Source organism: Thermosporothrix sp. COM3, from assembly GCF_059696735.1.
The window spans coordinates 1,881,991-1,897,810 of sequence record NZ_AP019376.1 but is presented as its reverse complement, the minus strand read 5'-3'; the positions used below and the strand labels follow the sequence as shown (position 1 = coordinate 1,897,810).

General features: G+C 53.7%; 11 protein-coding genes. 7 read left to right on the top strand and 4 right to left on the bottom strand.

Annotation, left to right across the window (positions count from 1 at the left end; all coding sequences use genetic code 11):
• Window position 1: 1 nt before the first annotated feature.
• Together KTH_RS08335 and KTH_RS08330 are read left to right on the top strand one after the other, a co-directional pair.
• A complete protein-coding gene (locus tag KTH_RS08335; RefSeq protein ID WP_111323746.1) occupies window positions 2-658 on the top strand; it encodes a response regulator in 657 nt (218 codons plus the stop codon).
• 14 nt (window positions 659-672) lie between these two features.
• Window positions 673-1,992, top strand: coding sequence for a sensor histidine kinase (locus KTH_RS08330; protein WP_111323745.1), 1,320 nt, complete (start codon window positions 673-675; stop codon window positions 1,990-1,992).
• Window positions 1,993-2,103: 111 nt separating this feature from the next.
• On the opposite strand, the gene KTH_RS08325 is transcribed toward KTH_RS08330, so the two are convergent.
• The 4 genes from KTH_RS08325 to KTH_RS08310 form a co-directional block, all read right to left on the bottom strand.
• Window positions 2,104-2,814, bottom strand: coding sequence for an MIP/aquaporin family protein (locus tag KTH_RS08325; RefSeq protein WP_111323744.1), 711 nt, complete (start codon window positions 2,812-2,814; stop codon window positions 2,104-2,106).
• A gap of 314 nt (window positions 2,815-3,128) precedes the next feature.
• A complete protein-coding gene (locus KTH_RS08320) occupies window positions 3,129-3,278 on the bottom strand; it encodes a hypothetical protein (RefSeq protein ID WP_170142690.1) in 150 nt (49 codons plus the stop codon).
• A gap of 249 nt (window positions 3,279-3,527) precedes the next feature.
• Window positions 3,528-4,511: an LLM class flavin-dependent oxidoreductase gene (locus KTH_RS08315; protein WP_111323743.1), complete on the bottom strand. Its 984-nt coding sequence runs from the start codon at window positions 4,509-4,511 to the stop codon at window positions 3,528-3,530.
• Window positions 4,512-4,753: 242 nt separating this feature from the next.
• On the bottom strand, window positions 4,754-6,712 hold the full coding sequence (locus tag KTH_RS08310; RefSeq protein WP_111323742.1) for an elongation factor G: 1,959 nt from the start codon (window positions 6,710-6,712) through the stop codon (window positions 4,754-4,756).
• Between the two features lie 530 nt (window positions 6,713-7,242).
• On the opposite strand from KTH_RS08310, the gene KTH_RS08305 reads away from it, so the two are divergent.
• The 5 genes from KTH_RS08305 to KTH_RS08285 are packed head-to-tail and all read left to right on the top strand — an operon-like array spanning window position 7,243 to window position 15,820.
• Complete coding sequence (locus tag KTH_RS08305; RefSeq protein WP_497617780.1) at window positions 7,243-11,679, top strand: tetratricopeptide repeat protein; 4,437 nt, start codon at window positions 7,243-7,245, stop codon at window positions 11,677-11,679.
• Between the two features lie 32 nt (window positions 11,680-11,711).
• Window positions 11,712-12,179: a hypothetical protein gene (locus KTH_RS08300; protein WP_497617778.1), complete on the top strand. Its 468-nt coding sequence runs from the start codon at window positions 11,712-11,714 to the stop codon at window positions 12,177-12,179.
• Window positions 12,154-12,714 carry a hypothetical protein gene (locus tag KTH_RS08295; protein ID WP_137686421.1) on the top strand — a complete coding sequence of 187 codons (561 nt, stop codon included), beginning with the start codon at window positions 12,154-12,156 and terminating at the stop codon, window positions 12,712-12,714. Before KTH_RS08300 ends, KTH_RS08295 begins: the two co-directional genes overlap by 26 nt.
• A complete protein-coding gene (locus tag KTH_RS08290) occupies window positions 12,711-15,365 on the top strand; it encodes an Hsp70 family protein (RefSeq protein ID WP_497617776.1) in 2,655 nt (884 codons plus the stop codon). Before KTH_RS08295 ends, KTH_RS08290 begins: the two co-directional genes overlap by 4 nt.
• Window positions 15,362-15,820, top strand: a complete 459-nt coding sequence (locus KTH_RS08285; RefSeq protein WP_497617775.1) for a hypothetical protein — start codon at window positions 15,362-15,364, stop codon at window positions 15,818-15,820. The genes KTH_RS08290 and KTH_RS08285 overlap by 4 nt, the downstream gene beginning before the upstream one ends.

Here is a 15,820-nt window from a genome sequence, read left to right as displayed (position 1 = left end):
TATGACTATCAGCATTCTGCTATGTGAAGATCAGACCTTAATGCGTCAGGGACTTCGCACCATTCTTGAACTGGAACCGGGCTTTCAGGTTGTCGGTGAGGCAGCAGACGGCAACGAAGCAGTCCAGCGCTATCAGGAACTTACGGCGGCGGGCAAGCGTCCGGACGTCGTACTCATGGATATTCAAATGCCACGCATGAGCGGCGTTCAGGCGGCAGCGATCCTCACCACTCATGATCCAGAGGCCCGCATCATCATGTTAACGACATTCGATTACGAGGATTACGTGTATGACGCGATCAAGGCCGGAGCAATGGGTTATCTGCTCAAGGACGTGCCAGCGAACGAGCTCATCACGACCATCCTTCAGGTCCATGCCGGTGAGCCCTCGATTCAGCCACGTATCGCGAATAAGCTGCTCATCGAATTTGGGCGTCAGGGCCGGTCACCACGCTCAACCCAGCCTGACAAGCTGAGTCCCCGCGAGATCGAAATTCTGAAACTAATCTCAGAGGGAGCAAGCAACCGCAAAATTGCCGAGCAATTGTCACTGGCAGAGGGAACCGTGAAGAATTACGTCTCAACCATTCTGGACAAACTCCATACTGAAAACCGCACTCAGGCCGCTCTACTGGCTCGCGAGCGCAAGTTATTCTAAAGGGTCCGCGCATCATGCATATCAATCTGGAAGAGGAAGACCGTCTGTATCTTGGAACGCTCAAGAAGTTTCTACGCGTGCTCGCGCTTATTGTCACTTTGTTCATGTCGTTCCTTTCTTACAATGTTCTTTCAGGTCATCCTGCTTATTTTCAGGATTGGCGTGGCATTTCCTGCATTTTTCTCACGCTTGTCCTTGTTTTCCTCTTTGATCTCGTTACTGTATTTGGTTTCAGACTGCGCCGGTGGCCTCCCTCGTTTCCGCTGGCGCTGCTCTACTGGATACTGGCATATCTCTGCGTTTTCCTGCTCTCGTGCATCAACCCCGGCTATTCAGGCGCGTTCTACATCGCTTTCGGGCTGACCCTCGGGCTCTTTGGTGAAACATTGTTGATTCCAGCAGGCATTATAACCGCCCTCTCTATTTTCGCGTTTCAGGGAGCAATCTGGCCAATCAACAGCGAAAATCTGCTCTGGCTCTTCTCGATGGCACTCCCCATCGCCAGCATGATTGGCTTCCAGTATCTTATACAAAACCTGCTGAACGAACGCTACAAGCGTACCACGTTGATGAAACAACTGGCACAAGCAAACGCAGAACTGGAGGAGGCTCACCAACAACTGGCTCAATCGATCGAGCAGCAGCAGGAACTCGCCGTGCTACGTGAGCGCACGCGGCTGGCTCGTGAGATGCATGATACCATCGGACATGCACTGGTGCTGATCTCGGTCAAGCTGGAAGCCGCTCAACGCCTGCGCGAGCGCGACCCCGCCCGCTGCGAGCGTGAAATAGAGGAAACAAAGGAGATCACACGCGGCACCATGACAGCCCTGCGCGCCTCAATCGCAAACCTGCGCTCGCCTACGCTCGAACGCGAGCACATCTATCATGCCCTCAAGCGCTCCATCGGTGAGCTGGCACAACGCACGGGCATCCATGTGAGCTACACCCTTCCCGCCGAAGACGAGCCAGTTCCAGAAACGGTCTCCGAGGCGCTCTGGAAGGTCAGTCAGGAGGCCTTTACCAATATCGAAAAACATGCACATGCCCGAAATGTAACACTTGAACTCAGCAAGCAAGCAGACCAGTGTGCAATGAGTATTCATGATGATGGCGTCGGCCTGCCTGAGGAGTGCCTTCAGCGTGATCCTGTACAGAACGGACATTATGGGCTTCGAGGCATTCGCGAGCGTGTAGAAGCGCTAGGAGGACATTTTACGCTGCATTCCACCAGAGATCAGGGGACAACGATTGAGATTCTTCTTCCCATAACAGCAGATGCAAAAGAGGAGAACGAAAAAGAGAAAGAGCGTGCCAAATATCACAAGGGATAAGCGTTTTGTAGAACGAAAGGAATCCAGATAAGAACCCGATAGAGACACGCTCGTCTTCCCAGTTATGCCACAAAAGAGGTTGCTTGTCAACCCTCCATCCATCTGAAACAGCTATGGCTCTCGCTCGTCACCCTGCGGCTGATCCTGCTCCAGAAGCCGACGCGCATAGACTTCACCACCACGTAGCGCCTCGTAGATCAATGCCCCACACGTCGTCCCGAGTAGCGGCCCGAGCCAGTAGACCCACACCGTCGCAAGCGCCTGACCTCCTACCAGAAGCGCCGGCGCGAGGCTTCGGGCGGGATTCATACTGCCACCCGTCAGCGAGTCCGCAAACAAGCCTCCAACCGTAATCGTCAACCCGATCGAGAGCCCCGGCACAGCGCGACTCACACGTGTATCCGTCAGTGCCGCCAGCACCACAATCATCAGAAAGAAGTCTAGCAGCGCTTCGATAGCGATTGCCTGCACGATCCCCACCTGTGGAATGGTCGCGCCAAAGAGAGCATGCGCTGATTGGAGCGGGATCAACAGAAAATGCACACAACTCGCAGCCAGCGCTCCACCAACCTGAGCCAGCCAGTACAGCCAGACAAAGCGCCACGGGAAACGACGCGCTACCGCAAGCCCGAAAATCACCGCCGGGTTCAGGGGCGCACCCGAGATATGACCAAGCGAGTAGGTCATGATGAAAAGTGTGAAGCCAAAGGTGAGATGGACAGACAACAAATGTTCGGGATTTTCCAGCAAAATGCGCGTGCCACATCCAAGCAAGACATAAGCAAACATTCCGAGAAATTCAGCGCCACAACGCCTGAGCATAGGCCAGCCTCAGCAATCATTCAAGCATCCCGTTCCCTCTCTATTGTACAGCCACCCGAGAATCAGATTCGCTGACGCCGCACCAGGACAGCCAGTAGCAAGAACAACACGCCACCCAGCACAAACCAGATAGCATAGAAAAACATCGCGGCAACCGAGCTATCCACGATCCCCACCAGCCCGCGCAAGCCCAGACGCCACCCAGGCCGTCGTACGCAGCATCCAGAACGGGACGCTTTGCCCCCATCGCTGCACCAACATCAATGCCAGCAGCATCGCAATAATACACCATGGTATTGCTCCTGTATTGATAATCAGTAATACGCCCCCCGCCTGTTGAACTGACTGCCCCGGCAAAAGCCCGAAAGAGCCTCCCGCAGCTCAATAGATATGCAGAAGAGCAGCGCCCATACGCTTGCACAGTAGCCAATCCAGGCCACCCCACGCGATACGCTTCGTTCCATCTTCCGGACCTCCTTTTTTACGGTCCCTACTGGCAGATTTTACCCCTACAATACGCTTGATCGGGCAGAAAGTGCTAGCCAAAAATGAGAAAACGGACCGCTCGTAAAACAACCCGCTAGAGTGCAGTCCCTTGCTTCAATGAGTGCGAACGCGATAGCGTAGTGAAATGCTCATCAAACCATTATTTCTCTTTTCCAATCACCCAAAAAAGAAAGCAGGGACATGAAACATGTCCCCACCCTTCTTTCTTACATTGATCCTATTATCCGCATAAGCTGCTGTAGTTCTTTTTCCTCGTCTTTCACCGGTACCTGCATAATCAGCAGCTCATCCACTCCCTGCGTCAACAAAGCATCCAGGCGCTCAGCAACCTGCTGACCGGTTCCGCTGATTACCAGCTCATCAATCAGGGCGGGAAAGCCGGCATTATCCTTGCCAAGCGGAAAGCCCGCAGCCTCAAACATGTTCCGATAAAATGGCAGCGTGGTATAGCCCTGCAAGCGCTTCTGTGCGACATCCTGGATGGCAGTGCGATCATCACTCATCGCGACTATCACATGAGCAACCAGCGGAGGTGTCGGGCGCCGGGCCTCCTGAGCGCCCTGCTGAAGGGCCGGGAGCGAGGTTTTCAGCAGGTAAGGGACGGGACAGAGCCAGGAAATCGCCCCGTCGGCCACCTGACCGGCAAGGCGAAACGACTGCTCACCAAGCGCCGAGATAAGCACCGGAGTTGGCGAGGCAGATGGAAGCTGCGCATGAACATGATAGTTGTTGCCGTCGTAGTTTACTGAGCCCTCATTCAGAGCGGTGCGAACAATGGTAGTATATTCATGCAGATGTTCCAGCGGCCTGGAGAAATGCACGCCGTAGACCTTCTCCATGATCGGGCGGTGACTGGGTCCGATGCCAAGCCGGAAGCGCCCCGGAACCACATCGTTGATTGTGACCGTCTCAAGCACCATCGCGAGTGGATTGCGAGGGAAAATAGGGATAATCGACGTGCCCAGGCGGATACGTTGCGTTTGTGCACCGGCCAGCGCGAGCGTCATCAGTGTATCCCCGGGAGTCGGGGACTGCGTCATCCAAACCTGCTCTACTCCTGCCGCTTCTGCCTCTTTAATGCGCTCAATCGTTTTCACTGTTCCTTCATTCTGTATGTTCAGACCGAGACGAAGCCGTTTCGGCTGTTTCACACTTTCGCTCGCTGTATATGGTAAAGTATGTTCTGCCATACAATGTATCCTTTCCAATAGCTCTTATAGAGTATAACCTGAAAAAGACGCCCTGTATTCCCGGTCCTGCCAGCAGCATGCAGCGCATCAAAAATGCAACTTCGGGACAGAGCGCCTCTATTCGTAATATAAGAGAAGGAACAAAATCCAGGTATCATACAAAGAAGAATGAACACCTGATAGAAAAGGCCGGTCAGCAGCGAGCCACAGGAACTACACAAAAAGTTCAGCCCCTTCGCTTTTTAATACGCATGCAGAACATGCAGCATATACTCTTTCCGATTGAGCGGGTTCCAATCCAGCCGTGGCCGTGTCGGGTACTCTCCCTCCAGCTTGCTGAATCCAACAGGTTGCGTAATGAAGACCCCTTCACCTTTCGTCAGGGCGTGTAACTCTCTTTTGAGCGTTTCCGCCGTCGCAACGGGCATGCGTCCCTTCAACAGAAACTGCTCACGGCGCAACTCAGGCTGCTCGAAGGTCGCCCGCAGAGATGCCAACCTGAACATCACTGTGCTGATCGTCTCCGTGGGCGCGTTCAACTCGAACTGTAGAACTGGCTCATAGACAGCCGTACCCGCCTGGCGCAGCGCCTCCATCAGCACCAGCGGCGTCACCTTGCGGAAATCGCCGGCCGTCGAAATCGGGCTTGCGTAACCGGTATGGGTCAGCACAACGACCACATCCGTCACCTCCCACCCGTAAAGCCCCTGTCGCAGCGTCTCGAACACCGTCTCTTCAATAGCGCGATGAAATGCCAGCGGGAGCGCTCCAAGCTTCACTTCAAGCCGATAGGTGATGCCGCTGCCCGGCGCTCCGGGCTCAATCCTGATGCCAACGGTGGCGTAAAACAGATTCTCGCCTTCGCCCATCACCTCCAGGCCCTGCCCGACTCCGACCGGCTTTTCTATGCAGACAACGCCAGTTTCCGAGAACTGCACAGTGAGCCCGTATTGCTCCTGTAACATGGCCTCAATAACCTCTTTTTGGACCTCACCAAAAATGCGGAGGTAGGTAATATTATGGAGCTCATCGCGTATCACATGGATCAACGGGTCCTCCTCCGCCAGTTCGATCAATGCCCGATAGAGCAGGATATTCTTCTTCTTTGGAACAGCCTCAATGCGCGTCTCAAGCTGCGGCTCCGCAAAATGTACCTCTCTGATGGCCTCGGACCATTCGCCCACAATATCCCCGATTTTGACATCTTCCAGCCCCCAGAGCTTGCAGAACTCGCCCGCGCCAACCCGCTGCACTTGCTCTGTATGCCCATCCACGAAGATGTGAAGCTTCTTGACCTTCTCAAGATGCGTCTTCATATCACGCGCTCGTCTGCTCAACGGCACATGCGTCCGAACGACCAGGCAGCCGGAGAAAAGCCGTACATATGCAACCTTCTCCCCCGACGTCTCTTTTTCAAGCTTAAAAACGACTCCTGATAAAGGGGCATCCTCTTTTCCTTCAGTAATCGGGAAAAGCTGCACAATGCCATCGAGCAATTCTGGAACCCCGATGCCCGTCATAGCCGAGCCAAAAAAGACGGGGTAGATTTTCGCATGCTGTATTTGTTGAATGAGCAGCGCCCTGACCTGCTCCTCACTGAAGGGTTCATCATTCACATAGGCCTCAAGGATAGCTTCATCATTGGACGCAACCAGCTCAAGACAGCTATCGAGGAATGCTGCATCATCCCGGCGCACGATTCCCGCCTGCTTCGTTCCATCATTCGTTACAGAGTAGAAGGGGATCACCTGCTCAGTCAACTTTTCCTTGATTGTCTCAATCAGTGTCTCCCCCTGTGCGCCACCGCGATCGATCTTATTTACAAAAAGAATCGTAGGAATGCCCAGACGACGCAATACCGACATGAGCACTTTTGTCTGCGCCTGCACTCCTTCCACCGCGGAAAGCACCAGAATAGCGCCATCAAGCACACCAAAGGAGCGCTCAACCTCCGCAATAAAGTCGGCATGGCCCGGGGTATCAATCAGATTGATCTTGACATCCTGCACAAAAAATGAAACGACTGATGCTTTAATCGTGATTCCGCGCCTTCGCTCCAATTCCAGTGAGTCCGTCTGTGTATTCCCCTGATCAACCTTCCCGATTTCCGTAATTACATGTGTTTCATAAAGGATTCGTTCTGTCAGACTGGTCTTTCCTGCATCAACATGCGCCACAATTCCAATATTGAGCGTCTTCATCAAAAAGGAGACTCCTTTTCTGCAAGCAATAAGGATCAAATTGGAGAAAAATGAAGAAGTTCTAGAATGTGGAGGGTGCCCCGGGAGCTACAAAAAAGGGCAGCTTTCTAGAATATGCTCAACGTACCTTGCAGAAAAGATGAATTGTCAATCAGGCAGCAATACGCTGCTTACGGCAATAAACTCAAGGATATTCTGTCTTTAGCGGTGAGTTGAACAGAAAGGGGCACCTTGAAGATTGATCTTTCGCCGCATGATTTCCCCCTTTAGCAGTCAATGTATTTTCCTCTTCAGTATAGAGGATACACCGACCAGTTGTCAAGCACTTTTTTTACCAGATGTACCCGGCACATAGCATGCAAACAAATGCTGCTGTGGCAGGAATGCACGTACAAAGTAAAAATCGCTCCAAAGAATAAAGTATACAACTTTTCCCTTTCCATTACTATAGCTTCCGCAATAGACAGAGAGACAAAAATAGGCTACACTGTGCACAAGCGAGATGAATGCAATGGAAAGCGACTTGATGTATGGGCATACAAAACTTTCTTGATCTCCTACAAAACAAAAAGAGGGCACAGCATCGAAAACAACTGGCAACAATCCAGGCCGAACCCAACCCGATAACCCGCCTGTCCCTCTTGCGCAGTGCGTGTCAGGACATTCAACAAGCACCCGAAGACTACCTTGATTTCGGCCTCCGCTACCTGGAAAGCTTCTTCTATCCAGCCTTGATCCCACTTCTCACAGGCGACGATCTGCTGTCCATCGACAAAGCGTGCAGGCTCCTGACACAGCACTCGGGCAAAAAAGGCCTGAACGTCGCCCCGCTCGGTTTTCAGCTCGTTGAGCTCTATGAGAAGCATGGCAGTCTAAAACAAGCACATGATCTCCTGGCCTTTCTCTACAGCAATCCGGCCTCCACCCAGGAGCAAAAAGCACAAAGCATTCGGATGCTTGCTCAAAAAGGCGCATTCGACAAGCAATATATCAGCCTGTACGTCAACTACCTGCAACAGGTCGCATCACCCACAGCCGACATGCTGATACTCACGCAGCTTGAGGGCGCCTGCCGGGCCGATTTCTCGACCGAAACGGAACAGCTTCAACGCATCTATGCCATCGCAAACGCCCTTGTCACTGCAAGTGCCGCGTCCAGTCCCGGATTGCTCGTTACGCTCCATTCGCCTCTGCAACAGACATTAGAGCGGACACAGGGACTCTATCAGCTTCGCATCAGCAGAGAACTGAAGCAGGCATTAGAGCACTTCAAGCAGGCCTACGCGCTGGACAGCACCGACAAACAGAGCTTGCTTGGTCTGATCATCACACAGATACAGCTCAAACAGTACAAAGACGCCCAGAATTGGCTTCAAGAGCCCCGTCATCGCCCATACCTGCAACAGGATGAAGCTTTTCGCGCACTCAATGATCTCTGTCTCCTATCCGATTGGCTACAGAAGCCGCTTCCCGGGCCACCTCCCTGCACTATTGCTCAGTTTGAGCAGTTCAGGCATCATCCGCTACAACCCTATGTTGAAAACGCGCTCAATGCAGCTCTCGGGCGGTTGTATCTTCTACAAGGGGATGCACACAAGGCGTTCGAGCTGCTCTTTCCGCTGGTCACCCGGCGCGGTGAGCAGATCTACTATGCAGCCTGGGCCGCCATGCTGATTGGTAATCCTCAGGCGATGGTCGAGTGCTATACACAGAACGTCAACACAAACCGTCGCTGGCCGGTGGCGCTGCTGCTTCTCGATACAGATGCAGCGCTGGCTGAGCAGCAACATATCCAGGTGAAGCAGAAACCCAAAGAGCAGATCGAGAGCCGTATATCAAAAGTCATTGTCTCTCGTCTGGAACTGATCAAGAAGACGAGCGATATCACTGGATTGCTGCAAAAGGATTTATATACGCTTGAGGAACGCCTTGAGCTCTACAGGGCAAAGCTGGCAGAGGTGGCCCACGAAGGGAATATCGCGCTTTTTGAAGAGCTGGTCCAGCATCCAATCATCCAGCATCTACCGCACGCCTGCCAGCTTTTCTGGCGGGGTCTGCTGGCGCTCCGCAAGCACGATACCGAGCAAGGGATCAGGGATCTACACGAGGCAGCGATCACGTTCCAGTATCACCGAGCAGCTCTCTTTCTGGCCGTCTACTATGTCAAGCAGCACAGATTCAAAGAGGCACGACCATACATCACGCAAGCGCGTAAAATACAGCATGACTACACCACGAACCTGCTCTCCGCTTACATCGAGGCGCGAACGGGCTCCCTTGATACCGCGCTCCGCCAGAGCGAAACGCTGACCAGATACCAGCGAGCCGATGCGTTCTACCTGCACGGCCTCTTCTCGCTGTATCGCGCAGCGCAGAACGGCACTCCGCGCCAACTGATCGAGCATTATCGCACTCAGGCCGCGATCTCCTGGCAGCGTGCCCTTGCACTGGACCCACACTCCACCAACCTGCCAGCGCTGGAAAAATGCGCCTCATTCCTTGTCTATCCTGCCAAACGAGCACGCGACTATCGTCAGCTCTGGGAACTTGCTCACGAGCTCAAGCCGCCTCAGCCCTGGATAAGCTGGCATGCCGCTGTATTCCTGCTCTGGTATGGCACCGTGCAGGAAATCGCTGAAGCGACGCTGGAACTGCCAGCACTGCTCAAGATTACCCAACTGGAAGAGGAACCGGCGCTCCGCATCGCGCAAACGGTGGCAGCGCGTATCACCGATGGAGCCGATGCCCGGCAAGCAGACACATTATACACACTCCTGACACAATTTGCAGGACAAAATCCATCAATCCAATCACACTCGTTCTACTCGGCAAGCTTTTGTGCGACGTTTCTCCCCCGCTATCTCACTGCCAACAAACAGCGGAAGCAGGCGCTGCTGGACGAGGTATTGCGGTTAAAGAAGCGACAGACGCAGGGCAATGACTGGCTGCTTTCTCTGTTGCTCGCGTTCGTCCTCAGCCAGCATGAGCGGAAAGGGGACGCAATCAGCCTGCTGAACGAGATCTCAAGCGGCGATTCCTGGCTTGATACCGTCTGCCACTATCTGGCAAGTCTGCTTACTGATCCCGCTTCCAGCGCCATTCCCGAGAGTATTCAGCATCCAAACACTGAGATACAGCGTGCCTTCCTCAACACGTTGCGTGTTCAGGTGGGACTCGCACAAGGAGCTACGGAGCCGCTCTACACGGCGTTGCGTGATCCAGAGCGCTGGCAAGAGCTGGATAGTGAAACGATTATCGCCCACCTGCCCGCCTTCAGTCAGCAGGCCCAACAACCGGCCTTCGTTTCCGACATTGTGACGCGACTGGCACAGCAACCGCTCAGGGATGAAGACAAGGCGCAACTGGCCCGCATTGCCACCGCACTTGGAGAGACAAGCGTGGCCGTTTCGCTATGGGAACAGGTGCTCAAAGCAAACAAGCAAGAGGCCTGGCAACAGGAATATATCCGCCTGCAAAGCTTCCTGGCTGTACAGGCCTACAATAATGGCGCGTTTCTTGAGGCCGCTGCATCCCTGCGCAAGGCCGGTCAACAGATCAGCGACCGCAAAAGTCGCGCCTACCAGCAGCTTCAAGAACATGCTCGCTCGCTTGAGCTACAGGGGACAACTATTCACCTGCTCAGGTTCCTCTTCCCCGCGCTCGATATTCCCGTAGACACCATCGGGCGCTACAATTATATCGCGCAAATCATTGGGCAAAGCCCGATCCTGTATGCTGCCCTGTTTTATAAACGGAAACAGCAAATAGAGCAGGAATGGCAGGATGTGCTTTCAAAATACAGTGGAGAGATCCCATTTATGCATACGCTTGGCATCCTCTACCGTGAATCCGCGCTGGCCCAGCAGGCAAAGGGCACAACAGACGAGCAGGCATGGACCATCAGCACGGCGCTCTGGGTGCTGCTGCTCTGCTCGGACTCCTTCTGGTCGCACTTCGCGCACAGGAGTTCAAGCGCCGAGCCCGCCCAAATCGAGCAGGTCAGGACGAACATGCTGCAATCTATCCTGACACACCATAGCACGATCAGCAAAAAAGCCTTCAGTGCAGGCGACCATCAGCAAGCAGCCGCCCATCTCCGCTGTCTCACGCTCTGTCTAAAAGGCAAGCAGGCGTTACTTCAGGAACTCAAGCGGTATCACATTACCTATGCGATTGAGGTCAACGAGTCCAGAATGCATCAGGCAAGCGCGCAGGCGGAAGATCTCTTCGAGAGCTGGGTCGCGTCTCTGGTCGCAGAAGCCGAGCGCGAGGCCGAAAACGCCGAAGCAATCAAAAAGTTGCCCGAAGGCATACGCAAAAACTATCAACCTGCCCTCAAAATACTACATGATTTTCTTGCCCTGGAAATTCCATCGAAGCGCGTTCTGCTCAACGCGCTGAACTGGTATAACCAGTGGAGCTATGATTTGCATCTATTGCATGGCGAAAAAGTCATGTACGACAAGTTACAGGAAGCAAAACCTATAGCGGATCAACTGCATGTGCTTTGCGACAAAAAAGCGATCTACACGCGCGAGAACCAGATCCTTGCCACCTTTTACAACTATTATGGATTTACCCATGATGATCCACAGAAAGCCATTACATATCTTGAAGAATCCATTGCATGGTGTCCTAACTATATCGGCACGGAAGAGCTTTTGCAGAGCGCCAGACAGGTCGTTCTCGCACAGCTTGATCAAAAGGTGACAGCACTGATAAAAACCTATCACTTTACCGAGGCGTTGCAAGAGATTCAGGATGCAGAGCCTTATATTCAGAATCCCAAAGAGATCAACATTTTGCGAGGGATTGTCTACGCCGCTAAAGCATACTGGTGCGGTCTACGAGGGCTCCATTCCGAGGCACGAACAAATATCAATACGGCGCTTCAATACGCTCCAGATGAAGAGGCTATACAAGAAATGAAGCAGACCATTGATAGATTGATACGATATGCACAATAAATACACAAAACTATAACTGAAAGGAAGGTTCCATGCCCGACCAGGAAAAGCCCAATCCTTTCTGCGTGCTCAGGCTCCCGACGGGCTCCACGCTGGCTGAAATCGTCGCTCGTGGCGAGGATCTGCACCAGATCGCCGAGAATAAAGAGCAGGCGATGCTTATCCACTGGGCAACCGAGCAACTCAAGAGCAATCCCGAAACACGCCTTGAATATGAGCTCTTCGAGCTTCCCGACACGCGGTACGAGAACGAGGAATGGGAGAACTTCGCCCGCAAACAGCGCCGCAAGCCAATCACGCTGGCCGCGCTGGCAAAAGAGTCGCAGCCGACACCGACGCAACAGGTCAATATGCCAGTATTACTGCAATCCCTTCTCAAACTCGCACAGAAGGTTGAGAAAGCGGACATAGAAAGCGTGCTCGATCACGCGCCCTGTGTTCCAGAATGCACAACACCAGCAATGGAGGAGTGGAATGTCATCAGTGAACTCATTTCCTGATTGGAGCGCTTTTCAAAGACGCGAGACTCTGAATCGAGCGGATGAGATGATACCACCCACAGCCGCGATCGAACAGGTTCTCCATATACTGCATAGTGAGCGGATGGCATTTCGACAACAGCAGGAGGCCTCTCTCTCAGCCACCTTCGATCTACTGGCAGAACAGGCGGTGCTCCTCTATCAGCTTGACATGCTGCTCGCCCGATACAAGGAACGATTTGAGAATGCTCCGTCCCCGCCGGAAGAACGACCTCCGTTCAAGCATATTCATAAGTCGCTCTCGATTCTGAAAGAACAAATGCGCGACGTGCTTACAAGGGCAGGCATTGAAATCATCGTCCCTCTGGGAAAGACCTATGCCGACGTTAAAAATATAGTCGAGATCGAGCACTGGCGACATCATCCCGACTACACCGAAGAACTGGTCATAGAAGTGCAAGAACCAATTATCCGTATGCAGACAGGCGATACCGTTTTGATCCGCCAGGGGCGCGTGATTATGGGCGCTCCCGAGACAGCGAAGGAGGATGCATGACCAAACAATTTGTCAGCAAAGCAGTGGGCATCGATCTCGGCACAACAAATAGCGCCGTTGCGATTATGAATCGAACCGATACTGAAATTATTATTCACAAGGATGCTCGTACTCGCCGCGAAACCACACCAAGCTGCGTCTGGAAAGATCCCAGAACGCACCAGATCGTGGTAGGCTCCAAAGCATTTCAACGCATCGGCACAACTCCTGAGCCGATTCGATCAATCAAGCGCTTAATGGGCCAGCAGACGCAAGTTCGCCTCAGCGACGAACTACTGACCCCCGAACAGGTATCAGCCCTGATCCTGAGCGAGATGAAGCGGCAAATCGAAGAGGATGCGGCAGCGCTCTCTACCGATGACACCACCTGGATCGTTGACCGCGCCATTGTCACCGTCCCGGCCTATTTCGATCAACCCCAAATCGAGGCGACGCGCAAGGCCGCCGAAATAGCAGGCCTTCAGGTTCTCGAGCTGCTCCACGAGCCAACTGCCGCCGCAAGCTACTATTGCTGGCAGAATCAGGTGCAGAACGGTGTCTTCCTGGTCTACGACTTTGGTGGCGGCACATTCGACGTCTCGATTCTTCGCTGTACCGAGGGCTCGTTCGAGGTTCTGGGCATTAGCGGAAACAATCGTCTGGGCGGAGATGACATCGATGCCACACTAGCTGAAGAGCTGCGTCAGCGCCTTATCACCGAGGGCTACGAGCTGGATCTAGACGTCAAGAACGATCCCGAAGATCGTCACCGCTTCGAGAAGCTCAAATTGCTTGCTGAAGGCGTCAAGAAAGCGCTCTCCACCGCCGATGAGTTCATTTTGCGCAGCCAATCGAACCTCTATGATAAAAATGGGCTTCCGGTCAACATCGATATCCCGTTTGAGATCGGCGACTTTGAAAAGCTCATTCAACCAATTGTAGAACGAACAATCCCCTATTGCCATCAGGCGCTCGATCTTGCGCGCCAGAAAGCGGGCATCACGCTTGCCGACGTGGATGCGATTATTCTTGCGGGCGGCACAACCCATATTCCACTGGTACGCGAGCTGGTGCGCAAGCATTTCTGTCAGGACCCGGCCATCAACGAGCCGCGCGCCAAATGCACAGAGCCAGTCTATAAGAAAGTTGATACCATCGTCGCGCTTGGGGCCGAGATCCGCGCCGCCGCAACGGGTGGGCTGGTGATCTACGATGAGCAACGCAGCATCCGCGCCCTCTTCCGCGGCATCAGTGCAACCTCGTCGAAACAGATCAACATCGGCGGTACCATTGAGGCACTCAAGCCGGGAATCGACCTTACGGGCGGCTTCATTCGCCTGACCATTGCCAATGTAAGCTTCGATGATGAGCAGGAGCTGAAAAATGGCGGCATCTTCGGCTTTACGCGCGTCCCACTTCAGCCGGGGATCGAGAATCAGCTTGTCTTCGAGATCTTTGACAGCAGCGGAACACCACTTGCTCGCCTGCATCGCACAATCTACCAGAGCCAGGACGCTCTTCGTCCGACCGGCGGGTCAGTTGGCACGGCCCTCCTTTCAAAATCGATTTACCTGGAAGTGAGCCGCGATGGCAAGCCCTATCGCAAGGAACTCATCAAAGCCCTTTCGGCCCTCCCTGCCAGCAAAGAAGACGTTTTCTCTCACCCCGGCGACACAACGCGACTGCGCCTGCCGCTCTACCAGAACAAGAAGAAAATCAAGGAAATCGTCGTCGATGATCTGCCGTTGCTCCCGAAAGGCACGCCTGTTCGCTTCACCCTGCATGTTGACGAACTTGCCAGTATCACCGTTCGCGGCAACGTCTCCGATAAGACCTTTGAGATGCATATTGACCCGCCACCCAAGCGCGACCTCCCACGCGAAAACGAGGTCCTGGCGCTCGATGAGGCCTTTCAGAATATCGCGCCCAGACTGTCCGATAGCCGACAACACATCGCCGATCAGTACCAGAAGGCCCGCAGGAGCTACGAGGAGGCGCTGAAACGCGAGGAGATCGAGCAGGCAATCCACGATTTTGAAGAAATGGAAGAGCTTATTGAAAGCAACAAACCAGTCGAACAGCAGCTCGAACCGCCTGTAGAGGTCTTTGAGGAGTTGATCCAGGATTGCAACGAGATCAATCGTCTCCTGGATGCGTATTTCGCGCAGCATGGCCAACGCCCACATAACTATAACGGGCCCGACATGCAACGCGAGATCGAGAAGCAAAAACGCAAAGGCGAACAGGCCATTGTGGCTCACGATCAGGTCTCCTACGCTGATGTGCTGGTCGCGCTGCATGCGATCCGCGATCACCTGGGCATCGTCTACGGTCAGATCGTCGAGAACCCGGAGACGCTCACCGAACCCGAGCGAGCAGCCAGACAAATTCGCTATGCCCTGCTCGATGCGGATGAGATCGAGCAACTGGCGCGCGCCAAAAAACAAAGCGATGTCCAGAACGAGATCATTCTGCTTCGAAACCAGCTCAACGCGTCCACCCGCGACCTGCAAAGCAATCCGCTATTGGTGCTGCGTCGCGTCGCTCAGGTTCGCGCCCGCCTGCAACAGATCAAAACTATGGTAATGAATGCAAAAGCGGTTGGCTCAAGCATCGGAGAATTGGTCGAGGATATCTCGGCAGATGACGCCAAAAGGAGAACGCAAGAATGAAGCTCTTCTGCCCCGAGCCGAGTTGTCGAGCGGAAAACCTCCCCACAGCCGATATATGCACACGCTGTGGTCTCCCGCTAAAAGCATACGCGCAGACCCTTGATTACGCGGCCCGGCTCTTTAACAGAGGACTGGACCTCGTCCAGCAGCATCAACTGGAGCAGGCGCGTGAATGTTTTGCCGCTCTCGTCTACTGGTACCCGCATGACCGAGAGGCACGGAACGCGCTTGCGATGACCTGCCTGATGCTCAATGACCTGATCAGTGCAACCGAGCACTGGCAAAAGGTGCACGAACAGGCGCCTTCTGATAGTATCGCCAATCAAGGTCTGGCGCTCACCACCTCCTGGCAGAAGGGGCCACATCTCATGAATGTGCTTCCTGAGTCGATGCCAGCGCAGAGCGGCAAGGGTACAAGAGTTGTGATCGTCAAGAAGAAGCGCAAGAAGAAATAA